The organism is Tabrizicola caldifontis, assembly GCF_004762095.1.
Classification (GTDB): Bacteria; Pseudomonadota; Alphaproteobacteria; order Rhodobacterales; family Rhodobacteraceae; genus Tabrizicola; species Tabrizicola caldifontis.
Genome location: NZ_SIJH01000024.1, coordinates 1 through 25,191, shown reverse-complemented (window position 1 = coordinate 25,191; position 25,191 = coordinate 1). Strand labels below are relative to the sequence as shown.

General features: G+C 65.5%; 23 protein-coding genes and 1 pseudogene. 9 read left to right on the top strand and 15 right to left on the bottom strand.

The genetic code is table 11. The features are described from left to right. Nucleotides 1–238: 238 nt before the first annotated feature. The 3 genes from rbsK to EYB42_RS16125 form a co-directional block, all read right to left on the bottom strand. The gene (gene rbsK, locus EYB42_RS16135; RefSeq protein ID WP_135451111.1) at nucleotides 239–1,159 is read right to left on the bottom strand and encodes a ribokinase; all 921 of its coding nucleotides are present in this window, start codon (nucleotides 1,157–1,159) and stop codon (nucleotides 239–241) included. 4 nt (nucleotides 1,160–1,163) lie between these two features. Continuing rightward, the gene (locus EYB42_RS16130; protein ID WP_135451110.1) at nucleotides 1,164–1,616 is read right to left on the bottom strand and encodes an RbsD/FucU family protein; all 453 of its coding nucleotides are present in this window, start codon (nucleotides 1,614–1,616) and stop codon (nucleotides 1,164–1,166) included. Between the two features lie 78 nt (nucleotides 1,617–1,694). Next, a complete protein-coding gene (locus tag EYB42_RS16125) occupies nucleotides 1,695–2,750 on the bottom strand; it encodes an ABC transporter ATP-binding protein (RefSeq protein ID WP_135451109.1) in 1,056 nt (351 codons plus the stop codon). 274 nt (nucleotides 2,751–3,024) lie between these two features. Here EYB42_RS16125 and EYB42_RS16120 point away from each other — a divergent pair, with 274 nt between their 5' ends. The 4 genes from EYB42_RS16120 (at nucleotide 3,025) to EYB42_RS16105 (ending at nucleotide 7,252) form a co-directional block, all read left to right on the top strand. Further along, nucleotides 3,025–4,650: an extracellular solute-binding protein gene (locus EYB42_RS16120; RefSeq protein ID WP_135451108.1), complete on the top strand. Its 1,626-nt coding sequence runs from the start codon at nucleotides 3,025–3,027 to the stop codon at nucleotides 4,648–4,650. Nucleotides 4,651–4,738: 88 nt separating this feature from the next. Next, the gene (locus EYB42_RS16115; protein ID WP_135451107.1) at nucleotides 4,739–5,842 is read left to right on the top strand and encodes a carbohydrate ABC transporter permease; all 1,104 of its coding nucleotides are present in this window, start codon (nucleotides 4,739–4,741) and stop codon (nucleotides 5,840–5,842) included. Then, a complete protein-coding gene (locus tag EYB42_RS16110; protein ID WP_135451106.1) occupies nucleotides 5,839–6,756 on the top strand; it encodes a carbohydrate ABC transporter permease in 918 nt (305 codons plus the stop codon). Before EYB42_RS16115 ends, EYB42_RS16110 begins: the two co-directional genes overlap by 4 nt. A gap of 40 nt (nucleotides 6,757–6,796) precedes the next feature. Next, nucleotides 6,797–7,252: an RbsD/FucU family protein gene (locus tag EYB42_RS16105; protein WP_135451105.1), complete on the top strand. Its 456-nt coding sequence runs from the start codon at nucleotides 6,797–6,799 to the stop codon at nucleotides 7,250–7,252. 88 nt (nucleotides 7,253–7,340) lie between these two features. Here the strand turns inward: EYB42_RS16105 and EYB42_RS16100 are convergent, their stop codons facing one another. The 4 genes from EYB42_RS16100 to EYB42_RS16085 form a co-directional block, all read right to left on the bottom strand. After that, a complete protein-coding gene (locus EYB42_RS16100) occupies nucleotides 7,341–8,072 on the bottom strand; it encodes a creatininase family protein (protein ID WP_135451104.1) in 732 nt (243 codons plus the stop codon). Further along, entirely contained in the window at nucleotides 8,072–9,550 is a 1,479-nt protein-coding gene (locus EYB42_RS16095) for an FGGY-family carbohydrate kinase (protein ID WP_135451103.1), read from the bottom strand. Before EYB42_RS16095 ends, EYB42_RS16100 begins: the two co-directional genes overlap by 1 nt. Then, nucleotides 9,547–10,629 (bottom strand): M42 family metallopeptidase, encoded by a 1,083-nt coding sequence (locus EYB42_RS16090; RefSeq protein ID WP_135451102.1) that lies wholly within the window; start codon nucleotides 10,627–10,629, stop codon nucleotides 9,547–9,549. The genes EYB42_RS16095 and EYB42_RS16090 overlap by 4 nt, the downstream gene beginning before the upstream one ends. A 96-nt stretch (nucleotides 10,630–10,725) precedes the next feature. Further along, on the bottom strand, nucleotides 10,726–11,538 hold the full coding sequence (locus tag EYB42_RS16085) for a BtpA/SgcQ family protein (RefSeq protein ID WP_135451101.1): 813 nt from the start codon (nucleotides 11,536–11,538) through the stop codon (nucleotides 10,726–10,728). Nucleotides 11,539–11,630: 92 nt separating this feature from the next. Between EYB42_RS16085 and EYB42_RS16080 the strand changes: the two genes are divergently transcribed. Continuing rightward, nucleotides 11,631–12,665 carry an aldo/keto reductase gene (locus EYB42_RS16080; RefSeq protein ID WP_135451100.1) on the top strand — a complete coding sequence of 345 codons (1,035 nt, stop codon included), beginning with the start codon at nucleotides 11,631–11,633 and terminating at the stop codon, nucleotides 12,663–12,665. A gap of 129 nt (nucleotides 12,666–12,794) precedes the next feature. On the opposite strand, the gene EYB42_RS16075 is transcribed toward EYB42_RS16080, so the two are convergent. The 3 genes from EYB42_RS16075 to EYB42_RS16065 are packed head-to-tail and all read right to left on the bottom strand — an operon-like array spanning nucleotide 12,795 to nucleotide 15,417. Next, the gene (locus EYB42_RS16075; RefSeq protein WP_135451099.1) at nucleotides 12,795–13,718 is read right to left on the bottom strand and encodes a PfkB family carbohydrate kinase; all 924 of its coding nucleotides are present in this window, start codon (nucleotides 13,716–13,718) and stop codon (nucleotides 12,795–12,797) included. A gap of 58 nt (nucleotides 13,719–13,776) precedes the next feature. Further along, nucleotides 13,777–14,739 carry a sugar phosphate isomerase/epimerase family protein gene (locus EYB42_RS16070; protein ID WP_135451098.1) on the bottom strand — a complete coding sequence of 321 codons (963 nt, stop codon included), beginning with the start codon at nucleotides 14,737–14,739 and terminating at the stop codon, nucleotides 13,777–13,779. Nucleotides 14,740–14,745: 6 nt separating this feature from the next. Beyond that, on the bottom strand, nucleotides 14,746–15,417 hold the full coding sequence (locus EYB42_RS16065; protein ID WP_240784223.1) for a GntR family transcriptional regulator: 672 nt from the start codon (nucleotides 15,415–15,417) through the stop codon (nucleotides 14,746–14,748). A gap of 77 nt (nucleotides 15,418–15,494) precedes the next feature. Between EYB42_RS16065 and EYB42_RS16060 the strand changes: the two genes are divergently transcribed. Both EYB42_RS16060 and EYB42_RS16055 read left to right on the top strand, forming a co-directional pair. Then, the gene (locus tag EYB42_RS16060) at nucleotides 15,495–17,036 is read left to right on the top strand and encodes a UxaA family hydrolase (protein ID WP_135451096.1); all 1,542 of its coding nucleotides are present in this window, start codon (nucleotides 15,495–15,497) and stop codon (nucleotides 17,034–17,036) included. Nucleotides 17,037–17,136: 100 nt separating this feature from the next. Beyond that, a complete protein-coding gene (locus EYB42_RS16055; protein WP_240784221.1) occupies nucleotides 17,137–17,937 on the top strand; it encodes an alpha/beta hydrolase in 801 nt (266 codons plus the stop codon). A 73-nt stretch (nucleotides 17,938–18,010) separates the two neighbouring features. On the opposite strand, the gene EYB42_RS16050 is transcribed toward EYB42_RS16055, so the two are convergent. From EYB42_RS16050 to EYB42_RS16035, 4 genes are all read right to left on the bottom strand, one after another. After that, nucleotides 18,011–18,880, bottom strand: a complete 870-nt coding sequence (locus tag EYB42_RS16050) for an ABC transporter permease (protein ID WP_135451094.1) — start codon at nucleotides 18,878–18,880, stop codon at nucleotides 18,011–18,013. Nucleotides 18,881–18,892: 12 nt separating this feature from the next. Then, nucleotides 18,893–19,819 (bottom strand): ABC transporter permease, encoded by a 927-nt coding sequence (locus tag EYB42_RS16045; protein WP_135451093.1) that lies wholly within the window; start codon nucleotides 19,817–19,819, stop codon nucleotides 18,893–18,895. A 4-nt stretch (nucleotides 19,820–19,823) separates the two neighbouring features. After that, nucleotides 19,824–20,903: an ABC transporter ATP-binding protein gene (locus EYB42_RS16040; protein WP_135451092.1), complete on the bottom strand. Its 1,080-nt coding sequence runs from the start codon at nucleotides 20,901–20,903 to the stop codon at nucleotides 19,824–19,826. Nucleotides 20,904–21,080: 177 nt separating this feature from the next. Further along, the gene (locus EYB42_RS16035; RefSeq protein ID WP_135451112.1) at nucleotides 21,081–22,208 is read right to left on the bottom strand and encodes an extracellular solute-binding protein; all 1,128 of its coding nucleotides are present in this window, start codon (nucleotides 22,206–22,208) and stop codon (nucleotides 21,081–21,083) included. Nucleotides 22,209–22,629: 421 nt separating this feature from the next. Here EYB42_RS16035 and EYB42_RS16030 point away from each other — a divergent pair, with 421 nt between their 5' ends. Both EYB42_RS16030 and EYB42_RS16025 read left to right on the top strand, forming a co-directional pair. Next, complete coding sequence (locus EYB42_RS16030; RefSeq protein ID WP_167851050.1) at nucleotides 22,630–23,175, top strand: LacI family DNA-binding transcriptional regulator; 546 nt, start codon at nucleotides 22,630–22,632, stop codon at nucleotides 23,173–23,175. Nucleotides 23,176–23,421: 246 nt separating this feature from the next. Next, nucleotides 23,422–24,558: pseudogene (locus EYB42_RS16025) on the top strand (ABC transporter substrate-binding protein); the annotation flags it as partial. 436 nt (nucleotides 24,559–24,994) lie between these two features. Here EYB42_RS16025 and EYB42_RS16015 read toward each other — a convergent pair. Continuing rightward, nucleotides 24,995–25,191 (bottom strand): integrase core domain-containing protein (locus EYB42_RS16015; protein WP_167851049.1); only part of this gene is annotated, 197 nt, incomplete at its 5' end.

Genomic DNA, 25,191 nt, shown 5'->3' with positions numbered 1-25,191 from the left:
AGGCCGTCACCGCCCGGTCCAGGATGTCAACATCAACATCCTTCAGCGCGTGGTTCGTGCCGTAATACACCTGAACCCCACGCGCAGACATCTTGGCCGTGACAGTGCCCGCATCAAGGCCCGTGCGGATATCATCCATCGCCTGCTCCATCCCGGCCGCACGCAGCGACCCTGCCTGCCGCTTTAGGACGGCAGGGTGACATATATGCGAAGGATTTGTAACATAAGGATGACAGGGCTATGTGCGGGCGAGCAGCGCCTCGATTTCTGCTCGGGTCGGCATGGCCGGGGCAGTGCCGGCGCGGGTCACGGAAATGCCGGCGGTGGCGCAACCGAAGCGCACCGCATCGACCACATCGCGTCCCTCGGAAAGGGCAACCGCGAAGCCCCCGTTGAAGGCATCACCGGCTCCCGTCGTCTCGACCACCGGGCCGGCGCTGATCACCGGGACATGCACGCTGCGGCTTCGGTCGCGGTAAAGCGCGCCGTTGCCGCCCAGCGTGACGACCACCGCGCCCACGCCCCGCGCCAGCAACGCATCCGCCGCGCGCTCTGCCTCGGCAACGCTGGTCACCGGCATGCCGGTCAGGGCTTCGGCCTCGGATTCGTTCGGCGTCACGAAATCGCACAGGCCAAGCAGTGAATCATCAAGTTCGGCCGCGGGGGCCGGGTTCAGGATCGTCGTGACCCCTGCTGCACGCGCAATCTCAAGGCCCCGTCGCGCGGCCGGGATCGGCTGTTCCAGCTGCGTGACGAAGACCGATGCGCCACGGATAAGGTCGGCCTTGGCCTCCAGATCCTGCGGGGTGATCCGCGCCGCCGCACCGGGCGAGACGATGATCGCGTTGTTGCCGGTTGCATCCTCAAGGAAGATGAAGGCCGCGCCGGTGTAGCTTTCCGCATCCTCGGTAACCTCGGGATGCACGCCGGCCCTGGCCCAGGTGCTGCGGGCGATCTGCGCGAAATCGTCCCGGCCAAGGCGCGTGATGAAATGCGTCCTGCCGCCAGCCATGGCCGCGGCCACCGCCTGGTTCGAGCCCTTGCCCCCCGGCCCCAACGCGAAGGTTCGGCCCAGGATCGTTTCGCCCATCTTCGGCATACGCTCGGCGCGGTAGGCCGTGTCAGCCACGAAGATTCCAAGGATGACAATGGGTTTCATCGGTTCATGCCTCTGGCGGGATCACACCCTTGCGGAACATGAAGCAGCCGTAGAAGCGGCGTTCCCCGGTCTGGATGACGGCATAGGACTTGCGGGCCAGATCGTAAAACGCAAAGCGTTCGATCCCGACCATCGGCCGGAACCGGCCTTCGGCATGGTCGATCTCCGCCTGCACCTCAAGCTGCACCGGCGGAATCTCATCTGGCGCGCCGACCACCTCCATCCGCCCTGCGAAGTCGTCAACGAAGGTGTCCAGCGGCAGGACGGACAATATTGCCCTCACCGCTTCGGCGGCGGTCAGGTTCTCCATCCTGAGAAGCTTGCCCGTCACCGTCGCCCGCGCCACGCTGTCGGACGGAAAGTTCGTATCCGCGACGATCAGCACGTCGCCATGCCCCATGGCCCGCAGGCAGGCCAGCACCTCGGCATTCAGCCGGTTGTCGATCCCCTTCAGCACCGGAAAGCCCTCCCCAGCTTGTTCCGTTCTCAAATAACCCGGACGCGCGGGATGCAAGGCGCCCCGCTCCGCCGCTTGTCACTCCAGACGCACGCCCGAAGCCCTGTCGAAGAGATGCACCTTTTCCGCGTCAGGCGTAAGGGTCATCGCATCCCCCGGCCGGAAGGTCACGCGATCGCGGAACATCGCCACCACCTCGTGCCCGTCAGCGCGCAGCACGACATGGGTCTCCGACCCGGTGGGCTCTACCACGGCAACCGTGCCTGCCAGGCCTTCCCCGCCGGCGACCAGATGCTCCGGCCTGACGCCATAGGTCAACTCGCGCCCGTCCGCCACCATCAGACCGGGCGGCAATGGCAGGCGGGTGCCGTCCTCCAGCACCGCCGCCCCGCCGCGTGCCACGGCGGGCAGCATGTTCATCGCCGGGCTGCCGATGAAGCCCGCCACGAAGGTATTCGCCGGGCGGTCATACAATTCCAGCGGCGCGCCGACCTGCTCGATCCGCCCCCCCTGCATGACCACGATCTTGTCGGCCATGGTCATCGCCTCGATCTGGTCATGGGTGACATAGACGGTCGTCGTCTTCAGCCGCTGGTGAAGCTCGCGGATTTCGGTGCGCATCTGAACCCGCAGCTTTGCGTCGAGGTTCGACAGCGGTTCGTCGAACAGGAACACCTGCGGATCGCGCACGATGGCCCGGCCCATGGCGACTCGCTGGCGCTGGCCACCGGACAGCGCCCTGGGATAGCGGTCGAGATAGGGGGTCAGGCCCAGGATCTCTGCCGCCCGTTTCACCTTTCGGTCGATCTCGGCCTTGTCCAAGCCCCGCATCTTCAGCGCGAAACCCATGTTCGCCGCCACCGTCTTGTGCGGATAAAGCGCGTAGTTCTGGAAGACCATGGCAATGTCGCGTTCGCTGGGGGGAAGGTTGTTCACCCGTCGCGCCCCGATCAGGATGTCGCCGCTGGTGATTTCCTCCAGCCCCGCGATCATCCGCAGCAGCGTGGATTTCCCGCAGCCCGACGGCCCGACCAGCACGACGAATTCCCCGTCAGCAATGTCGAGGTCCAGCCCGTGGACCACCTGCACCGCGCCATACGCCTTCTTCAACGCGCGGATCGTGACTTCGGCCATCTGCCCCCTCCCCGGATTCCGGCGCAAGGCTAGCGGCGGCGGCGGGCCCTGTCCACCGGCTGATCATACTAACATGTTAGAAACTTGACAGGTGCCCTGCCCCCCTGCAAAGCTTCCCCAGGGGAAAGCATTCCTTGGGGGGAGGGGAGGCCCCGCGTTCCATCTTGCGCCGGCTGTCGCCCGCCTGGGGCCACGGGTTCGGACGCCCCCCGGCACCATTGAAAAGGCCCGGGCGCCTGACGCGCCGCAAGGGCAGAAAAAGGGAGGAAAGAACGTGAAAGTCGAACATTACAACGCCCTCATGGCGCGGATGAGCCGGCGCCGGATGCTGCAGGGCGCGACCGCGCTTGGCGCCATGGCGGCCATGCCGATGACCGCAAGGATTGCCTCGGCGCAAGACAATCTGCGCGCCCAGATCCTGGCCATTCCCGGGGTGGGCGCGGGCAGCCCGACCGATGCGCATTGGCAGCAGGTGGGCGAGCTTTGCCTTGGGGCGACGAAGGCCAATGTCGCCGAAGGCGAATTTGCCGGGGTCGAGCTGACCTTCATGGGGCTCAACAACCAGAACCTGCACAACTTCCTGTTCCGCGGCTTCCTGAAGCCGTGGGAAGCCTACACCGGCGCAAAGATCAACTGGATCGACCTTGCGCAGGCCGACTACAACAGCCGCCTGCAGCAGTCCATCGCCACCGGCACGGTCGATTTCGACATCATCGAGATGGGCGCCCCCTTCGAGGGCGACACCGCCGGCCGTGGCCTGCTGGACGAGATGCCCGACTGGGTTGAAGCTCAGATAGAGGCCGACGATCTTGTGGGCTATCTCAAGCCCCCGGTGGGCACCTGGAACGGCAAGAAATACCGCATCACCATCGACGGCGACTGCCACACCTTCGCCTATCGCAAGGACTATTTCGGCGAGGGCGCGATCGGCGGGCCCGAGGTGCCGAAGACCTGGCAAGAGGTCAACGCGGTCTCGAAGGCGCTGGTCGGCAAGACCGACCCGCTGACCGGCCTGCCCGCGCATGGCTACCTGGACCCGCTGAAAGGCTGGGGCGGCTTCGGCTTCTACTTCATCTGCAACCGCGCTGCGGCATATGTGAAACACCCCGACGACCGCGCCTGGCTGTTCGACCCCGACACGATGAAGCCGCGCGTGAACAACCCGGGCTGGGTGCAGGCCATCCAGGACGTGATGGACCTGATCGCAACCCCCGGCGCCTATCCGGCCGACCAGATCAACGCCGACCCCGGCACCACCGCCTTCAGCCAGTTCCTGGCCGGCACGGGTTCCATGCTGATGTGGTGGGGTGACGTTGGATCCTCGGCGCGGACCTCTGACACCTCGGTGGTGGGCGATGTGGTTGGCTTCGGGATCAACCCGGGCTCGACTCGACGCTACAACTCGGCCGCCGGCGCGTGGGAGGAAACCGCGAACGAGGCCCCCGTGATGGCCTACATCGGCTGGGGGATCTACGTCACCAACCGCGTCTCGGGTGACGAGAAGAAGCGCAAGGCTGCCTGGTCGGCGGCAGCGCATCTGGGCGGGAAGGATCTGTCGCTGTGGACGGCGGCCTATCCCTCGGGTTTCCAGCCCTATCGCAATTCTCATTTCAACTATGCGGAATGGGAAGCCGCCGGCTACGACCGCGCCTATGTCGAGGACTATCTCGGCTCGAACGCGGACAGCTACAACCACCCGAACGCCGCGATCGAACCGCGCATCCCCGGCATCTTCCAGTACTATTCGGTGGCCGAGGACGAACTGGCCAAGGGCTTTGCGGGTCAGTACAAGTCGGCGCAGGAAACCGCCGATGCCATCGCCGCCGCCTGGGAGAAGATCACCGACCAGATCGGCCGCGACAGCCAGATCGCCCTCTACAAGGCGTCGCTCGGGATGTGATGCAGGCAGGGTGGGCCGCCCGGCCCACCCTGCATGACCAAACGCGCCTCCGGCTTCTGGGGGCGCGCAAAACGGACGGCAGGCGGAATTGAGCGGATCGGATCATCTTCACGTCGTCACCTCGGACGAGATCGGCGAAGGCCTGAAACGGCTGGGGCGGTTTCTGGTCTGGGGGACAGCCGGGCTGCTGGCGCTGGTTGCACTGGCCCAGACCGCACAGGCGCTGGGCTGGCGCGACTTCGGCTTCACCACCTGGCGGCCGACGCTTTATGCATACTGCCTGTGGGCCACGGCGCTATGCTGGTCGCAGGTGATCATCCGGGGCGAACAGGGCAAGCGCACGCTCTTTGTCCTGCCCGCGGCGCTGTTCGTGATCTCGCTGACGGTCTTTCCGCTGCTGTTCGGTCTGACCATCGCCTTCTCAAGCTGGAACCTCTCCAGCCCCACCGGCCGGTCGTTCAACGGCCTTGCGAACCTGCGCCAGATGTGGACTGACCCGTTCTACTGGAATGCGCTGGGGAACATGGTCTGGTATGTGCTGGCCATCATAGTCGAATACGCCATTGCCTTCGGCCTGGCGCTTCTGCTGAATGCGCAGATCCGGGCGCGCAAGTTCTTCCGGGTGGCCTTCCTGCTGCCGCTGATGCTGTCGCCCGTCGCCGTATCGTGGATGATCGGCAAGTCGATGCTCGAAGCCCGTTTTGGGCCGATCTCGCGCCTGGCCCGCTGGCTGGGAGTGGAAAACCCCGCCTTCTTCGAGACACCCTGGATGGCCAAGGCCACCATCATGGTGCTGGACGCCTGGACCTTCATCCCCTTCATGATGATCATGCTGCTGGCCGGGCTGCAGGCCATCCCCAAGGAATTGACCGAGGCGGCAAAGGTTGACGGCGCGCGCGGCTGGAAGGCCTTCTGGGAGGTGACCTTCCCCCTGATGCTGCCGGTCAGCGTCACCGCGATCCTGATCCGCATCATCTTCAAGCTGAAGCTGGCCGACATCGTCATCAACATCACCTCGGGCGGGCCGGGCGGCGCAACGGACACCGTGACCAGCTTCATCTTCCGCGAATACCGGGAACGCTCGAACGTCGGTTATGGCACCATGCTGGCCATGGTCTATCTGGTGCTGATCGTGATCTTCATGACCGTGCTGATGAAATGGGCCGGCCGCTACACGAGACCCCGCACATGAGCAACCAGATCTTCCGCGACCACGAGACGGACCTTGCCCACTGCGCGAAGTGGTGGACCGGGCGGATCGCGATCTACGGGGCGCTGATCCTTTGGGCAGTCATCTGCCTGTTCCCGATCTACTGGACGCTGACGACCAGCTTCAAGATGGCGCCCGACGTGATGAAGGGGAACATGATCCCCTGGGTCGATTTTACCCCGCAGTGGAAGGGCTGGGAGGCCATCGGCCTGTCGCCCGATGCGCTGGGGCGCGAAAGCACCGCCCGGGCCGAATTCCTGAAACGCTTCGGCAATTCGGCTATCATCGCGCTATCGGCCTCGACCCTTGCGGTCGTGCTGGGCAGCCTGGCCGCCTACGGGCTGTCGCGGTTCAGCTACCGTTTCGGGTTCATGAAGAACGACGACATCTCGTTCTTCTTCCTGTCGCAGCTCATCTTGCCACCTGTGGTGCTGGCCCTGCCCTTCCTGGTGCTTTACAAGGAACTGGCGCTGCTCGATACCCGGATCGGGCTGATCCTTCTTTACACGCTGACGGTCCTGCCCATCGTGATCTGGATCATGAAGGACCAGTTCTCGACCATCCCGACCGAGCTGGAGGAGGCGGCGATGGTCGATGGCCTGGGCATCTGGGGAGCCTTTTTCACCATCATCCTGCCGATCGCCCTGCCGGGGATGGTGGCGGCCTTCATCCTGTCGCTGGTACTGACCTGGAACGAATATTTCTTCGCGGCGCTTCTGACCTCGACCCATGCCAACACCCTGCCGGTGATGGTAGCCAGCCAGACCGGATCGCAAGGCATCAGCTGGTGGTCGATGGCGGCGCTGTCCTTCGCCGCCATCCTGCCGCTGATCATCATCGGCGTCGCGCTGGAACGGTTCATCATCAAGGGCATGGCGGCGGGGGCGGTCAAATGACGCCCACGGGTCTGCCCCGAAAGATCCGGTTGCCGGCCACATGCTGAAGGGCATCGACCAGAGGCTGAGCGCTGAAATCGTGCATGTCCTCATGCTGATGGGCCACGGCGACGATCTGGTGCTGTGCGACGTGAACCATCCGGCCGCAACCATCGCAGCGAAGACGACCTACGGCCGGCTGATCGACATGGCGGGCTGCGACATTCCCACCGCGGCCCGGGCGATCCTGTCGCTGATGCCGCTGGATACCTTCGTGCCCGCCCCGATCCGGCGGATGCAGGTTGTGGGCGACCCTGCGGCCGAAAAGCCGATCTTTGCCCGGATGCAGGCCGTCGCCGACAGCGCCGAAGGCCGCCCGGTCGGGATGGAGGCGCTGGAACGTTTCGCCTTCTACGAGGCGGCGAAGCGTGCATTCGCAATCATCCGCACCGCCGACAGCAGGCCCTATGGCTGCTTCATCCTGAAGAAGGGCGTGATCGATCTGCCAGAGCTTTGAGCGAACGCGCGTCGTTCGCCTGCGGCGTCTCCTCGCCCGGTCGCCCATCGTGCAGCGACCCGGCGAAGCCCCGGGACGGACCTGGCCGTCAGTCAAGCCCCAGAACGGTTCGCAGATGCGACAGCGCGATGGCAACGCCCTTTTCCCCCAGCTCTGCCGTCGCCTGCGGCGCGGTTTCCGTGTACCAGTGCCCGCCATCCCGCGCGCTGGTCATGTCCACCGTGTCAGGCGCAAGTGCCAGCATCAGCGCGGTTTCGCCCACCCCGGCATGATCAAAGGGAAAGTCCGCGCCCTTCGGGAACAGCGGATGGATGCGGATCCAGTTGAACGGGTCCGCACCCTGTGCATGCAGCGCATAATAATCGGCCATCTCGCCCTTGCCCCACCAGCCGGGGCCGCGCGTGCCTTCCAGATGGCGGAAGATCGCGTTGCGGGCGGCGAGGCGGAAGGCAAGGTCGGTCGGCATGCCTTGCGCGAAGTTCTCGGTCTGGTGGTGGATCACGCCATGGAGGTTGCGAAATCCGGTCGCCAGCAGCCCGGTAAACAGCGCCTCGGCCAGCGGCAGGAAGGTGGCGGGCTCCAGATGCAGCGTCCCCTCCCCCGGACCGGCAACCGCATGGCTCGCCGCGCCATAGGCGAAGGGCGGCAGGGTGATGATCCGGTCACCCAGCCTGCGCAGTGTCTCCGTCACGATCAGAAGGTCCACTCCGGCGGGCAGGTGCTTCCCATGATATTCCATGACCCCGATCGGCAGGACGACGGGCAAGCCCTCGGCGACGGCACGGGCGATCTGGTCGGGTCGCATCCGGTCGAACTGCATCAGGCTACCCCAAGCGTATGGGCAATGTCCCTCGTCTGCGCGTAAAGCGCTTTCCACAGCGGATACTGACGATCATACGCCGCCACCTGTTCGGGCGCCACGTTGTGGACGACCGGGTTCCAGCGGTGAATCGCATCCCCCGGCACGGCCCCGATGGCCAATGCCGCCAGGAAGGCATCACCATAACTGGCCCCGATGGTCTTGTCGCAGACCTCCTGTGCCGCGTGACCAAGGTCGGATGTGGCTTGCAGCCAGACCGCGTTCTTCGTCCCGCCCCCGACCGCACGAATACGCGCCGGGCTGGCGCCAAGCACGGCATAGGTCTCAAGCACATGGGCGGTGCCCATCGCTATCCCCTCCAGCACCGCACGGTAAAGGTCGCCACGCGTGTGGGTCAGGTCCAGGCCGAAGAAGGCACCCTTCGCCAGCGGATCGTGGATCGGCGTCCGCTCGCCCGAGAAATAGGGCAGGCACAAAAGCCCCTTCGCCCCTTTGGGGCTGGCTTCGGCCTCGGCGGCAAGCCCGGCGAAATCCGCATCGCGCGCAAGCTGGTCACGGAACCAGTGGGTCAGCGTTCCGCTGGTCGCCAACCCTGCCATGCTGGCGTGCTGGCCCTCGAACAGCCACGGAGCATACCACAGCCGCGGATCCCGCACCGGCGCCGCCGTCACCTGGATGATGAAGATGGTCGAACCATACATCAGCATCATGTCGCCCGGCGCGGCCACGCCGACGCTGACCGCCTCGGCCGCCGCGTCGATGGTGCCACAGGTGACCGGGGTGCCCTCGGCCAGCCCGGTTTCCCGGGCAGCGGCGGCGGTGACACGACCGGCAATCCCGGTGGACCACATCAGCCGGGGCAGCCGGTCGAGCGGCAGGATGTCTGCCAGCGCATCGGTCCAGTCCTGACGGTTCACATCGTAAAGCGGCGAGAAATTGGCGGCGGTGTAGTGGTCGATGACGTATTCGCCGGTCAGCTTCCATGTCAGGTAGCTGGTCGAGGTCAGAACCTTCGCTGTACGGGCGAACAGGTCGGGCTGCGTTTCCTTCAGCCACAGGATCTTCGGCCCCACCGATTGCGAGGTCAGCGCATTGCCGCAGGTCGAAAGGATGACGTCCTCGCCGATGGCCGCGTTCAGTGCGGCAATCTGGGCGGTCGCGCGGGTATCGACGCCATACAGGACACCGTTCATCAGGGGCGTGCCAACAGCGTCAACCGGCAGCATGCAGGGTCCGATGGCACTGGCGGCAACGGCCGTGATCTCGCGCGGATCAAGGCCCGACTGCCCCAGGAGTGTCCGTGTGACTTGGACGAAATCACCCCACCAGTCCTCTTCCGCCCGGTGCTCGGCCCAGCCGGGGCGCGGCACCAGCATCCTGTGAGGGCGGCTGGCGGTTGCGGTGATCGTGCCGTCATGGGCGACCAGGACGCCCTTGGTCTCGAAAGTGCCGATATCGATGCCAAGAGTATGGGTCATGGGTCGCGCGTCAACTTGAGGTCCGGGGTGATCCGGTCCAGCATGACGCCCAGCAAGGCCGCCAGCCCGTGGAGATCGGCGGTATCCACCACCTCAAGCGCCGAATGCGAGTAGCGCATCGGAAAGCCGACATCCAGGCAGGCCACACCCTGCGGCCCCATGAACTGGATGTAGGAAAGATCGGTCAGTGCCCCGGTGTGTGCCGAACGCTGCAGGGGCAGACCGGCGGCATGTGCCGCCTCTTCTGCCAGAGCGACAAGGGCCGGATGCGGGATCACCCCGTTCAGCGTGCCCCGCCCGTGGAAGGAGTACAGGCTGATGCCAGGCCCCCCGCCAAGCACCACCTCGCCGCGCGCGGCCATGTCGGGCGTGTCGCAGGCCAGAAGCAGGTCGATCTGCAGGGCGATATCCGGGCACAGCGCCATCGCCGCCGGCAAGACGCCGCGCAGATTGTATTCTTCCTGCACCGACCAGACCAGATGCAGCGTCGGCCCGAACTGCCCCTTGCGGGCGGCCGCAAGCGCCAGGAGCACAGCGCATCCCGCACGGTCGTCGATCGATGTGCCGGCCAGGCGAGTGCCGTGCAGGGGCAGGACACGCGGCAGGTAGGTGACTGGCGTGCCGATGCGCACGCCGGCGGCATGGGCCTGTTCTGCCGAGGCAAAGCCCGCATCGACGTAAAGTTCGGCATAGGGGACGACGCGGTATTTCTCGTCCGGTGTGGTTGCGTGGTGCGACTTGTTGGCGATGACACCGGGAATGTCACCCTTTTCAGTCGATAGCACCACCGCCTGCGCCGCAAGCGCGCGCTCCGGCACACCGCCCAGCCTTTCCAGCCGGATCAGACCCGAGGCTTCGACCTTGCGAACGACAAAGCCCAGCTGGTCCATATGGGTAAAGACCATGACACAAGGAAGCGCGGGATCGCCCGGGATCGTGCAGATCAGGTTGCCCAGCCGGTCGGAGCGATAAGGCAGCCCCATCCCGTCCAGATGCGCGGCGATGGCCCGGGCCACGCCCTGTTCGTGACCTGAAAGGCCGGGAATGAGCATCAGTTCGGTCAGAAGATCGCGGATCATCGAGCCCTCGCGCCAGCAAATTCCGTCAAGGGAACCTGCGAATTCCTCGAACAAAATCTCCCGGAATCATCAGGAATTCCGGGGCCTTCCTGGCTGTCATGCCTTGCCCCTTGCTGCCCGGGCGCGGTCCATGAAATCCTTTGCGCGCTCCGGGTCCACCGGTGCCCAGGTGTCCCCACCGACCTTCAGCGCAGAGCCCACGATGCAGCCGTCGGCGATACGAAGCACCTCGGCCACGGTCGCATGCTTGACGCCCGTATTGGCCAGCACCGGCGTTGTAGGCAGGACGCGCTTCACCGCCTCCAGATCCTCCATCCGCGCGGCCTCGCCGGTGATCGCGCCCGAGACCAGCACCGCGTCGGGGATCGAGGAAAACACGGCGCTGCGCGCCCGGTCAGCCAGTGGCCGGGGGTCGAGAGAGCCGGCGAATTCGGCCGAGACGTTGTAAAGCGTCGCCACCGTCCCTGCCCCGATCCTTGCCCCGTAGCGCCGCGCGGCGCCGGCGTCGGGGGCCCAGAGGCCCATGTCACTGGCATAGGTGCCGGTGAAGATCTCGCGCACGAAGGCCGCCCCTGTCGCTGCCGCCAGAGCCATGGTCGCCATGGGGTCCCACAGGACATTGACGCCGAAGGGAATCGTGATCCGGTCGCGCAACCGCCCGATCACATAGGCCATTGTGGCAGTGGAGGCTGGATCGACACGCAGCTCGTAGGGCCGGTCGTTTTCGTTGCCGAACATCACCGCATCGACCCCGGCGGCCTGCAAAGCTGCCAGATCTGCCTCGGCACCCTTCAGGATCGCCTCCACTCCGCCCGCCGCGTCATGCAGCGGGGTGCCGGGCATCGCGCCCAGATGCACCATGGCAATCACGGGCTTGCGTCGCCCGAAAACCTGTTCGAACCGTGTCATGACTCGCCTCCCTGATCGCAGGCTAACCGGAAAGCCCTTGGCCGGGAAGCCCGCAACATACTAGCATGTCAGCATTGACTGGGGAGGCAAGGATGCTGGCACGAAGGCACTGGGACAGGCGTGGAACCGGGGGGATTTCCTTCACCGAGCTCGGCTTCGGCGCAGCGCCGCTGGGCAACCTTTTCCGCGCGATTTCCGAGGCCGAAGCCCAAGCCGTGCTTGAGGCGGCCTGGGCAGCTGGTGTGCGCTACTATGACACCGCGCCGCTTTACGGCTTTGGCCTTTCCGAGACGCGGATCAACCATTTCCTGCGCGGCAAGCCACGGGGCGACTATGTCCTTTCGACCAAAGTCGGGCGGCTTTTGCAGGCCGTCCCCCCCGGGCAGGGCGACGGGGCGGGCAAATGGGTGGATGTGCCCTCGCGGCGCGAGTGGTTCGACTATAGCCACGACGGGGTTCTGCGGTCACTGGAAATCAGCCTGGAACGGTTGGCACTCGACCGGGTGGATCTTGTCTATGTCCATGACCTCGACATCTTCACCCATGGATCGGAGGCCGCGAAACAGGCGCGACTGGAAGAATTCATGGCCGGCGGCTACCGCGCGCTTTGCCGGCTGCGCGACGAAGGCGTGATCGCGGGCTTCGGAGCAGGCGTCAACGAATGGGAACCCTGCGACTGGATGATGGAGCGCGGAGAGTTCGACATTTTCCTGCTGGCGGGGCGCTTCACGCTGCTCGAACAGGGGGCACTTGGGTTCATGGACAAGGCGGCGGCACGGGGCGTCGGGGTAGTGATCGGCGGGCCGTACAATTCGGGCATCCTCGCCACTGGCCCGCGCCCCGGCGCGTATTACAATTATGCACCGGCCCCGCAACCGGTTCTGGACCGCGCCGCGCGTTTGCAGTCGGTTTGCGAAGCCCACGGTGTGCGACTGGTGGACGCGGCCTTCCGTTTTCCGCTGTTGCACCCGGCCACGGTCAGCGTGATCCCCGGCGGGCAGGGTCTGACAGAAATGGAAAGCAATATCCGCGCTGCCCAGACAGAAGTTCCCAAGGCTCTCTGGCAGGCACTGGCGGCTGACGGGCTGATCCCGGAACGGCTGGTTCCCGCGACGACAGCGAAATAGACGGTGCGGCTTGCGTCGCGGAATCATCTCTCTTTGCTGGAAATCTTGCGTCGGGCGGCGGGGGTAGCAAGGGCCATCACACCCGCCGATCCGGTCGGCGTGTCGGCCACGGTCAGCACGGCAGGCGGGTCAAATCCTGGCGCGGATCGCCGCTTCGTCGATCCCGGGGCGTTCCTCGACCGGTAGGCTGACATGCAGCGCTGCGGCTGCCTGGCCGAAAGCCGCGGCGTCGGCAAGGCTGGCGCCCCGGGCCCATTCGGCGGCCATGGCCCCGATGAAGCTGTCGCCCGCCCCGTGGGTCGAGACGACCTTGACAGGTTGTGCCGCATGCCAGGCCACCCTGCCGCCCTCGGCGATGACCAGACCCTCGGCCCCCAATGTGACGATGACCCCGGCGGGCCCCCGTGCCGACAGGTCGTTTGCGGCGGCCTCGGCGTCAAGGCCGGTTTCTGGCCGGGACAGCAGGTCGGCGGCCTCGCCCCGGTTCACCACCAGGAGGTCGATCAGACGCAGAAGCTCGGGGCTGACGGCCCGCGCGGGGGCTGCGTTAAGGACGGTGCGAATGCCCTCTGCCCGGGCACGGCTGGCCAGAATAAGGTTCGCCGCTTCGGGGATCTCGCTTTGCAGCATCAGCAGGGCGCAGTCCCGGGGGAAGCTCACCGCTTCTGCCCGGAACAGAAGGTTGGCACCCGAAACGATGACAGCCGCATAGCTTCCATCCGGCTGCACGATGGCAACGGACATGCCAGAGGCACCGGGGTGTGTCTGCACGGCGTTGCGCCGCACTCCGGCGGCGTCCAGCGCCGCGCGCAGCAGGATCGCCGGCTCGTCCGATCCGACCGCCCCGGCCATGTGCGCATCGGCCCCGGCGCGTGCAGCAGCCACGGCCTGATTGCCGCCCTTGCCGCCGAAAGCATAGCGGACAGCTGTGCCAACAAGCGTCTGGTCCGGGCGCGGCAGTCCGGGGGCGTTCACGATCACATCATGGTGCAGCGAACCTGCGCAGAGGATGACGGGTCGGGAAAACGGGACTGGCGGCACGGTTCTCGGCATCTGGTCGGTCGGATGACGCCGGGATGGTAGACCATGGCATGCATCTGACAAGGGGGCTTCACGCGCCGCACAGCGCTGCCATGACCAGCCCCGTTGCTGCGGCGGCATCCTGCCGGGCCTGGGCGGCAGCCAACGCCGGATCGGCCGCCAACCGCGCCGCGATCTCGATCAGGCGGTCGGTCAGGCGGATGTTCGTGCGCGCCTCGTCGATGGGGTTCAGCCCGGAATGGTCGGGAAAGGTGTCGAAATAGATGATGCCGCCGTAACCGATGCGGGCCAGCGCCACCAGGAGTTCCACCGTCTGCACCGGGTGGACCGAACCCGCCATCAACCCGTCGTCGCGTTTGCCGTAGCCGTCATTCAAGTGCAGGCCGAGGATCCGGCTGCGCCGGGCTGCCAGCATCGCGGCCTTGGCAGGCATCTCCCCGGCATAAAGCATATGGGCAAAGTCCAGCGTGACGCCGGTGTTCCTTCGCCCGACCTCGGCCAGCGCCAGCAGGGTCGTTGCCATGTCGGGCATCAGTGCATGGGCGCGTGGTTCGTTGGGCTTGTATTCCACCGCGATGTCGATGGCCGGGTTGTGATCGGCGACCTCGGCCAGCGCGGCGATCGTGTCATCCCACATCCGCGCATAATCGGCCTGAAAGCTGTAGTCGAACCCGTCCTGCCCCATCCACAGCGTCATCTGGCTGCCACCCATTTCGGCGCATGCGTCGATGCCGCGTCTTGTCAGGTCAATGGCCGCGCGGCGGATGGCCGCGTCGGGGTGGGTGAAGGCGCCAAGACGGAAACCCTCTTCCGTGTAATAGCGCATCGCCAGACCGTTCAGCGCAAGGCCATGGTCAGCCAGCAGGCGCGACAGGCTGGCCGGGTCATGGGCGACGAAATGGTCGGGATAGTTCAGGTCGGCGGCTGAAAGACCCCCAACACGTCCTGCCGCCGCCAGCATACCCGCCACCGTGTCCCCCTTGCGCTTGAAGGCATTCAGGCGGGCAGCATAGCGCGGGCGATTCGGGATCATGGCGGCTCAGGCAGGGTTGAAGAGATCGGGCCGCTCACGCTCCAGCGGCTCGAGATAGGTGATCAACTGGCGCAGATGCGCCTGCACTGCCGCCCGTGCGGCCTGCGGATCGCGGGCCTCCATAGCCGCAAGGATCGCCTGGTGTTCGGCCAGCGTCGCCTGCACCCGGCCCGGCACCGGCAGGATCAGCTGCCGCGCGCGGTTCACATGCAGCCAGGCCGTTTCAGCGACCTGGGCCAGCCTTGGAAAACCGGTAAATGACAGCAGCAGTTCGTGCATCGCCGCATCGGTTGCATAGAAGCCCGCAATGTCGCCATCGGCCAAAAGGGCGGCCTGCACGGTGAGGTTGCGGCGCAGAAGTTGCAGCTGTTCGTCGGTGATGCGTTCGGCCACCCTTTCGATCGCCGCGACTTCGATCGCCTCGCGCAGGAAGGCGCCTTCGCGGATTTCCTGCATCGAAAACCGCGCGACGAAAGTGCCTGCCTGCGGCACCACGTCAACCAGCCCCTCGCCCTGCAATCGCGCCACCGCATCGGCGACGGGGCTGCGGCTTACGCCCAGCGCCTCGCAGATTTCGGGCTTGCGCAGGATTTCACCCGGCTTGTAGGCCAGCGACAGGATCGCCTGCCGCAGCGTCTGATAGACGCGCTGGCCGAGAGAGCCCGTAAACTCCGCCAAGGGTCGCAGACGCGCGGCGGCGGAGGGCTCTTGTTTGGCGGGCGCTGCTGGTTGTAACATGCTAACATGTTAGGCAGATGGCCAAGCCTGTCAAGGAAGGGGTTCTCATGGCAAGCGGAGTGATCCGGCTGCACGGGTCGGACAATGTGGTGATCGCCTTGCAGGACCTTTCTGCCGGCAGCAAGGTCGAAGGGGTGGACAGCCCCCTGCCCGGTCCGGTACCGCGCGGTCACAAGATCGCGGCTCGCGCCATTGCCGCGGGCGAGCAGGTGGTGCGTTACGGCCAGATCATCGGCCAGGCGACGGCCAACATTCCGGTGGGTGCCCACGTCCACAGCCACAACCTCGGCATGGGTCCGCATTCCAGCGACTATGCCATCGGGTCGGAATGCCGCCCCCTTCCCCCGTTGGAACCGCGCAGTTTCATGGGCTTTCACCGCGCGGACGGTTCGGTAGGCACGCGGAACTATCTTGGCATCCTGACGTCGGTGAATTGCTCGGGCTCGGTCGCCCGCTTCATCGCAGAGGCCGCCGAGAAAGACCTGGTGCTGGCGTCCATTCCGGGGATCGACGGGGTGGTGCCCATCGTCCACGGCACCGGCTGCGGCATGTCGGGCACGAACGAGGGCTACCAGACCCTGATGCGCACTCTGAAGGGCTATGCGCGGAACCCGAATTTCGGCGGCATCCTGCTGGTGGGTCTCGGCTGCGAGGTGATGCAGGTGCCCGACCTCGTGGGTCAGGGCCGGCTGCGCCCGGACGGCAACTTCCGCTACATGACCATCCAGGGCGAGGGCGGCACCCGCGCCACGATCGAGCGGGCGCTGAAGGTGCTGCGCGAGATGGCCGAGGTCGCGGGCCGGGCGGTCCGCGCCCCCGCGCCGGTGTCAAAACTGGTCGTCGGGCTGCAATGCGGCGGGTCGGACGGCTATAGCGGCATCACGGCGAACCCCGCTCTCGGCCACGCGAGCGACCTTCTGGTGCGCATGGGCGGCACCACGATCCTGTCGGAAACCCCGGAAATCTACGGTGCCGAACACCTGCTGACCCGCCGCGCGGTCAGCTGCGAGGTGGGCGAGACACTGCTGGAGCGCATCCGCTGGTGGGAGGACTACACCGCCCGGAACGATGGCGAGATGGACAACAACCCCTCGCCAGGGAACAAGCGCGGAGGGCTGACGACGATTCTGGAAAAATCGCTGGGCGCAGTGGCCAAGGGGGGCACCGCTCCGCTGTCCGGGGTCTACAAGTTTGCCGAACCGATCACGACGCCGGGCTTCGTCTACATGGACAGCCCCGGCTACGACCCCTGCAGCGTCACCGGCCAGATCGCCAGCGGCGCAACGCTCATCGTCTTTACCACGGGGCGGGGGTCCGTCTCGGGCTACAAGCCCAGCCCCTGCATCAAGCTTGCCACCAATTCCGAGATGTATGCCCGGATGAAAGAGGACATGGACATCAACTGCGGCGATGTCCTGGACGGGGTCAGCATTGAGGCGAAGGGCGAAGAGATCCTGGAAAAGATCATCGCCGTTGCCAGCGGTCAGCAGACCCTTTCCGAAGAGCTGGGCTTCGGCGGGGCGGAATTCGTGCCTTGGCAGATCGGGGCGGTGATGTGACGGGTGCATATGTGAAGGGTCCGATCGTCGGGCATTTCGACCCCGGTTGCCGGGCCGCATGTGCAGCGGGCTCAGCCCGCCGGCCCAAGGAGCAGCCGCTGTGACCCGCCCGCCCTATGCCTGGCCCGACCCTGACCGCGACTATGCCAATGGTGCCTTCATTCCCGGTGCTGCCGACTATCCCGACCGCTGGGCGCGCGAGGCCGCGGCCTTCCGCGAAACCCTGGCCGGGCGGGCGCAAGCCGACATCGCCTATGGTCCGGGCCATCGGGAAAGGCTGGACCTGTTCCTGCCCGAAGGCACCCCGCGCGGCGTGGTGGTCTTTGTGCATGGCGGCTACTGGCACCTGTTCGGCAAGACGCACTGGTCGCATCTGGCCGCCGGCCCCCTGGCGCGGGGCTTCGCCGTGGCGATGCCGGGCTATACCTTGGCCCCGGCCGCACGAATCGGGGAAATCACCGGCCAGATCGCACAGGCCTGCTGGGTTCTGTCCCACCGCATTGCCGGACCGATGGTCGTGACCGGCCATTCCGCCGGGGGCCATCTGGCCGCACGGATGGGCTGTGCCGACCTGACCGTGCCGGTCACCCGGGTTGTACCGATCTCGCCTCTGTCGGAACTCGGGCCGCTGATGGCGACTGGGATGAACGCGACGCTCGGGATCGACCCGGATGAGGCAGCCGCGGAAAGCCCGGCGCGGCTGCCCCTGCGGGCGGGGGTCACGGCGCATGTCTGGGTCGGCGCAGAGGAGCGGCCCGCCTTCCTGTGGCAGGCCCGGGTGCTGTCCGAGGAATGGGCCTGCCCCTGGACGGCCCAGCCGGGACGGCACCATTTCGATGTGATCGACGGGCTGGCCGACCCGGACTCGGCCCTGTGCAAGACCGTTCTCGACGGCCTCTGACACTTCACTCCGCGTGCGACCTCGTCTTCTCGTCGCTACCCGCGAGGGGTGGCGAAGTGATCCAAGGGCAGGCTCACATCTCGGCCGCTTCGGCCCGTCGCGCCTCGGCCTCGCGGGCGGCCTCGATGCGCGCCTTACGACGGCGGTTGACTTCGTACACCAGGGCCAGGATCAGCGTCACCATGATCAGCAGGAAGGCCAGCGCGTTGATCGTGGGCGTGATGCCCGACCGCACCTTCGAGAAGACATAGACCGTCAGGGTATCCGCCCCGCCACGGGTGAACTGGGTGACGTTGAAGTTCTCGATCGACTGGAAGAAGGCCACCGCCGCCCCGGCGCCGATCGCCGGATAAAGATGCGGAAGCAGAATCCGACGCATCACCTGGGAATGGCTTGCGCCCAGATCCAGCGCCGCCTCCTCCAGCCCGGCATCGAAGCTTTGCAGCCGCGCCAGCACCAGAAGCATCACCATGGCGGAGATATAGCTGACCTGGCCCAGAACGCTGAGATGCAGACCGGGAATGAACGGCCAGGGGCGGGTGTCCGGTCCGAACAGCAGACCCCCGAGCTGGGTCCACATGATCATTGTCGAAATCCCGATCACCACGCCCGGAATCAGGATGGTCGAGATCATCATGCCGTAAAGCACCGTCCGCGCCCGACCCGAGATCGAGTTGATCAGGATCGCGCTGGCGGTGCCGATGACGACCGAAATCACCGCCACCGCCGCCGCCACCCACAGCGTGTTGACGAAGGCCTTCATCATCCGCTGGTCGGCAATCATCTCGCTGAACCAGATCGTGGTCCAGCCCTTCCACGGCACGATCGAAGGCAGCTTCGAGTCGTTGAACGCCGCCCCCGACATCACCACCAGCGGCAACAGCAGGTAAAGCAGGAACAGCATCATGTAGAGATGCGAAAGGTTCTGACGCAGCTTGTGCATCGTGCGGCCCCCCTACTTCGCGATGTCCGACAGCTTCACCCGGAACAGCCACATCGCCAGCGTGACGATGAGCGTGCAGAGCAGAAGCAGAAGGAAGGCATAGGCCGAGGCCGTGTTCCAGTCGAGCGCGTCCTTGAACCACTGGTCGATGGTCTGGGTGAACCACTGCGAGGTGGTGGATCCCAGGATCGAGGGCACTAGCAGCGATCCGGCCGACAGCATGAACACCATCACCGAACCCGAGGCGATGCCGGGCTTGGCATGGGGCAGCACGATCCGCCAGTGAATCTTCCACCAGGGCGCGCCCAGGTCCTCGGCAGCCTCGATCTGGTTGGTGTCCAGCGACTGAATCGCGTTGTAGACCGGGAAGAGCATGAACAGGACATAGGTGTAGATCAGCCCGATCACGACGCCGGTATAGCCCATGTTGGTCCAGCGGATCGGGTCTTCGATCAGGCCCACCGCCTGCAACAGCGCATTCAGCGGGCCCTTGAACGCAAGGATGATCCACCAGGCGAAGGCGCGCAGCACCTCGGACACCCACAGCGGGATGAACAGCAACAGGATCAGCGTTGGCAGCGACCGGGGGTTTACGATCTTGGCCATGTAATAGGCCAGCGGATAGGCCATCAGGAAGCACAGCACGGTAACGACCATCGAATAGAAGATCGTCAGCAGGAAGGTATAGACATGCACCGGGATGGTGTAGCTGAAGCCGAGAATGCTTTTTTCGACGCGGCCGTCGAAGACCTTCATGTAATTGCCCAGGCTGTAGGTGTCGCGCGGGCCGCCGATCTCGGTCACCGGAAGGTAGGGGCGGAAGCTCTGCTCGAACAGCGTGATGTTCGGCACGATCACCAGCATGATCAGCCAGAAGGCGACCAGCAGGCACATCAGAAGGGTCAGACCCGGCCCATAGCGGCGCAGCATGTCCTGCATGGTCTCAGCCCCTTACATTCGCGTCGGGCAGGATCGCGGCCCGCGCCGGGTCGAAGGACATGAACATCCGTGCACCGCGCTCTGGCACAGTGGCCGAACCGTCGTTGCGGATTTCCGAAGTCAGCGCCGCGCCGGTCTCCGTGGTTGCGTGGATGGCGATGAAGCTGCCCTCGAACGAGATGTCCCCGATCGTCACGGGAACCGAGTTCTCTGTCGCCGGCGTGGATGACAACACCGTGTGTTCGGGCCGGACGTAAAGCTTGCCGGCCTTGCCACCCAGATCGCCCAGCCGGGCGCGGAAGGTGCCGTGCGGGGTGACAAAGCTGGCCATGCCACCGGCGGCCTGCTGCACCTGGCCCTCGAAGATGTTGTTCTCGCCCACGAAACCGGCCACGAAGCCGTTTACCGGGTTGTTGTAGATCTCTCTGGGGTCGGCGATCTGCTGGATTCGGCCCTGGCTCATCACCCCCACGCGGTCTGACATGGCCAGAGCCTCGCCCTGGTCGTGGGTGATGTAGATGAAGGTCACGCCCGTCCGCTGCTGGATGGCGCGCAGCTCTGCCCGCATGTGCTGACGCAACTTCAGGTCAAGCGCCGACAGGGGTTCGTCCAGCAGCATCACCTGCGGCTCCACCGCCAAGGCACGGGCGATGGCGACCCGCTGCTTCTGTCCGCCCGACAGCTGGCTGACCATCTTGTCCGCCGCGCCGGGCAGATCGACCAGCTTGAGCAGCTCTTCCGCCTTCTTCCGCCGGGTCGCCTTGTCCACCCCGCGCACTTCGAGGCCGAAGCTGATGTTCTCCCAGATCGGCATCAGAGGAAACAGCGCGAGGTTCTGGAAGATCAGTGCCGTCGGCCGCTGGTTGGGCCGGGTTCCCTTCACATCCTTGCCGCCGATTCGAATTGTGCCCTCGGTCGGCTCGATGAAACCCGAGACCATGCGCAGGATCGTCGTCTTGCCGCAGCCCGAGGGGCCGAGGAACGAGAAGAACTCGCCCGGTCGGATGGAGACATTGGCATTGTCCACCGCCCGGAAGGTGCCGAAGTCACAGCAGACGTTTTCAAGATCGATTCCGGCGCTCATGGCCCTGGTAGTCCCCCTGGAGTGATCGTCTTTTTGTTGCAGGCTAGCAGGCAGGCTGCCCCTTGCAATCGGTATCGCCAGTTCGGGCCGGTCCTTCGGTCCAGAACGACCCATCTGCGCGCGAAAAAGTCACGCCGGACCCTTTCGGGCCCGGCGCTCCGGTCACGGGCGTCGCACTCAGGACGCCTTGTACTTGTCGGCGTATTCGGTGCGCTTGGCAATGAACTCGGCGGTCTGCTCGGGCCACCACCACAGCTTGGCCAGCGCCTCGTCGTTGAAGGTGCCGTTGTAGTATTCCTTGACCGAGGGATCCATGAGATCGGCTGCGCCCTTGCCCACCGGGTTCGACGAGAAGGCGGTGGCCCAGCCCGCCGCCCCTTCCGGCGTCGAGACGAACTTGGCGAATTCGTGCGCCTGCTCGATGTTCTTGGCGTTCTTCATCAGCACGAAGCCCTGGTGCCAGGCAAAGGCCCCTTCGGTTGGCGCGATGTAGGCATAGCCGTCGTTGCGCAGGTTGTAGCCGGTCGAATCCCAGCACAGGCCGAGGGTCGCGCCGTTCGCCACGAAGCCCGCGTTGGCCTCGTTCTCGCCCGACCACCACTGCACGACATTGCCCTTGGCCTTCACGGCCTCGGCCAGAGCGATGTCCCACAGCTCGACCATCGCGGCCATATCGGTATACCCGTCCATCCACGGGCGCGGCAGCTTGCCCTGCGCATCAAGGTAGCGGCCCATCGCTGCCAGAGCCGAGTGAGGACGCAGCGTCACCGAGTTGTCGGGGCTGAAGAGGTCACCCAGCGACGGCGGGTCGGACAGCTTTGCCTCGGCGGTGTTGACCACCAGCGCCTCGGTGCCCCAGTTCGAAGGCACATAGAACAACTCGCCGTTCGCGCGGCTGCGCTCGCCGGCCGAACCATCGGCCAGGCCCGGCAAATAGTTGTCCATCGCCAGCTTCGCGGGATCCCAAGGCTGAAGCAAACCGTTCGAGTTCCAGCCGCCCCAGCGGTCGATGGTTGGTTCGATCACGTCGATGCCGCCGGCCTGCAGCGCCACCTTGGCCTCGGCGAACATCGTGTCCTGGTCTGGAAGCTCCTTGAAGTTGACCTTGATGCCGGTTGCGGCCTCGAACGCGGGGAACACCTTCTCGGCAAGCGACGGATAGCCCGCCCAGCCGACGAAGTTCAGTTCGCCCGACGAGGCCAGTGCCTTCGACGAGATAATCGCCGGGGCGGCAAGCAGGCCCGCGCCGGCAGCGGAGCCTTTCAGGAACCGGCGGCGGTTGAAGGTGGAAGAGATTTTGGTCACGTGTGACTCCCTGGTTTAAGATGACGGGCTGTCCCCGGTTGTTCTGTTGTCATGGCCGGGGCGTCGGATCAGTCTGACAAGGGCCTTGTAACAGGTCCGTGTCGGACAGCGCCGCGTCCCTTCGGCCACTTGATTACTCAGCACTTCTGCCGCCCTGTCAACGCGCAGATACGCCTTGGCCTTTCGCGGACGGCAGGAGATTGAGCCGCAGCTCAACAAGGGACACCGATTGCCGCCGCTGTCGGCGCGGGAACGCGCGCCATGCGCGTCGGCAGGGCGACGGCAGAGAATCATTCCGGCAGAAGCCGCGCCTGCAAGCGGCCCAGCGGGAAGAAGTTGCGCCGCACGACCGTTTCCCGTCAGATCGCCCTGGCGACGGATTTCTGGCTTGCCTCGTCATCCGAAAAGTTTCGGAATTCTTGTGGAAGACGCCCAGGCCACACTGAAGGGCATTGCGCGCAAGCTGGACCTGTCGATCATCCAGGTCAGCCGGGCGGTGAACGACCATTCCGACATGAATGAGGAAACCCGGCTTCGCGTCTGGGAAGCCGCGCGCGCCATGAACTACCAGCCCAATGTCTCGGCACGGAAACTGGTGTCGGGGCGGCCGGGGATGGTGGGGCTTGTGGTCCCGCAGCATCGTAACCTTGGCCAGGACGGCATCTTCATGGAGGTGGTTCCGGGCTTTCGGCCAATTTCTCCGGCCGGGGGGATACAGTTCGTGCTGCACATCATGCGCGAGGATGAACCCGTTCTGCCCGTCTATCAGGCGCTGGCCGCCCTGGGCCTACCTGTGTCGGGCGATGTTTCGGTGTTGGCGCATGACGACCTTCTGCCTGCGCTGCGTGCCTCGGCCTTCTTCCCGGCGCTGACCGTGACCAAGGCTCCCCTGCGCGACAGCTGGGAGCCCCTGGCCGGCGCCATCGAGAGTCGCCCCCTCGCCGCATTGCAGCGCATCGGCAGCTAACAATTCGTCGAACGGAACTCGGTCGCCGCCCCGTCAACCTGATCCGAAATATCAAATCGTTGACTGAAAGCGCTTTGAAACGCAGTGAGTCCGAAATCTTTCGGAACGTCGGATGCCGTCGCAGATCGGGAACCGGGGCGTTTGCGCCGTTGAACCCGCGTCGCGGACGAACCGACACGGAGGATTACCGATGATGATGCTTAGTTCCTTGTTTCCGGCGCGGTCGGCAACGCTGTCGAAAGCTTCAAGGCGCTGGTGAAAACCTGGGAAGAAGCAACCGGGCACACCGTCACCCTGGTGCCGATGCCGGCCCCGACCAGCGATCAGTTCGGCCTGTGGCTGGCGGCGGGGACGACCGACATCTACCTCTATCAGGCCGACGTGATCCGGGCGCCGCAGCTGGCCGACCACTTCGTGGACCTGACCGAGGCCGCCAAGGACCTGATTCCGCAGCACTTCCCCTCGATCATCGAATCGCAGACCGTGAACGGCAAGCTGGTCGCGCTGCCGATCTTCACCGACGCGCCCGCGCTCTACTACCGCAAGGACCTGCTGGAGAAGTACGGCAAACAGCCGCCGAAGACCTGGGCCGAGCTGACCGAGACCGCGCAGATGATCCAGGACGCGGAACGCGCCGAGGGCAAGAAGGACCTCTGGGGCTTCGTCTGGCAGGGCAACGCCTATGAAGGGCTGACCTGCGACGCGCTGGAATGGGTCAAGTCGCATGGCGGCGGCCAGATCGTCGAGCCGGACGGCACGATCTCGATCAACAACCCGAACGCGGTCGCAGCGCTCGAGCAGGCGAAATCCTGGGTCGGCACGATCAGCCCGGCGGGCGTCCTGGCCTACCAGGAAGAGGAAGCCCGCGGCGTCTGGCAGACCGGCAACGCGGTCTTCATGCGCAACTGGCCCTATGCCTACACGCTGGGCAACGGCGACGACTCGGCGGTCAAGGGTCTCTTCGGCGTGACCACCCTGCCGGTCGGCAAGGAAGGCGATCCGTCGGCGGCGACGCTGGGCGGCTGGAACGTGGCCGTGTCCAAGTACTCGACCAAGCAGGAAGCCGCGATCAGCCTGGCGATGTATCTCGCCGGCCCCGAGGCGCAGAAGCAGCGCGCGATCGCCGAATCGAACCTGCCGACGATCATCGCGCTTTACGACGATCCCGACATCGCCGCCGCGCAGCCGATCATCCCGCAGTGGAAGGACGTGTTCCTGAACGCCGTGCCGCGGCCCTCGGCCCCGACGCTCGGCAAGTACAACGAAGTGTCGGCGAAGTTCTGGTCGGCGGTCCACAACACCCTGTCCGGCAAGGGCTCGGCGGCCGAGAACCTGGAACTGCTCGAAATCGAGCTGAACGACATCAAGGGGTCGGGCTGGTAAGTCCTCCCGGACCTGACTGACCCCACCGGCGGGCGGCTCCTGAGCCCAGCGGCGGCCGCCCGCCTCGACAACAGACGGGCCTCGGAGGGGGGGCCCGCAGGGGAGGGACACATGTCAACACAGAACGGGACATCGAATGCCGGGGGGCTCAGCCTTACCCAGCAACGCCAGCGCGCGGCCTTCTGGTTCATCGCGCCGATGCTGGCGGCACTGTTCTTCGTCGCGGCCTGGCCGCTGATCCGCACGATCTGGTTTTCGCTGACCAACACGGCGCTGTCGAACCTGTACGGCGGCGAGTTCATCGGCTTCGACAACTACCTGTCGCTGCGCATCCTGGAGTCGGGGCGCTGGATCTGGCGCGGGACGCTGGTCGATCCGGCCTGGTGGAACGCGGTCTGGAACACGGGTGCTGACCTGCCCCCCGGACGTCCCTCGTTCATAACGAGAGTCCTTGGGGTTGATAGTGGTCGGTTTCGGGTTGGGCAAGCGCGCTGGGTGCGGCGCCTTCAGAGTGCTCAAGCGCCCGGCGCGCTTCTGCTGGCGACTTGCTGCCCAGCGATGAATGCGGCCTGACGTTGTTGCAGTCGTAGCGCCAAAGGTCCAGCTTTCGACTTGCGTCGGCGAAGCTGTCGA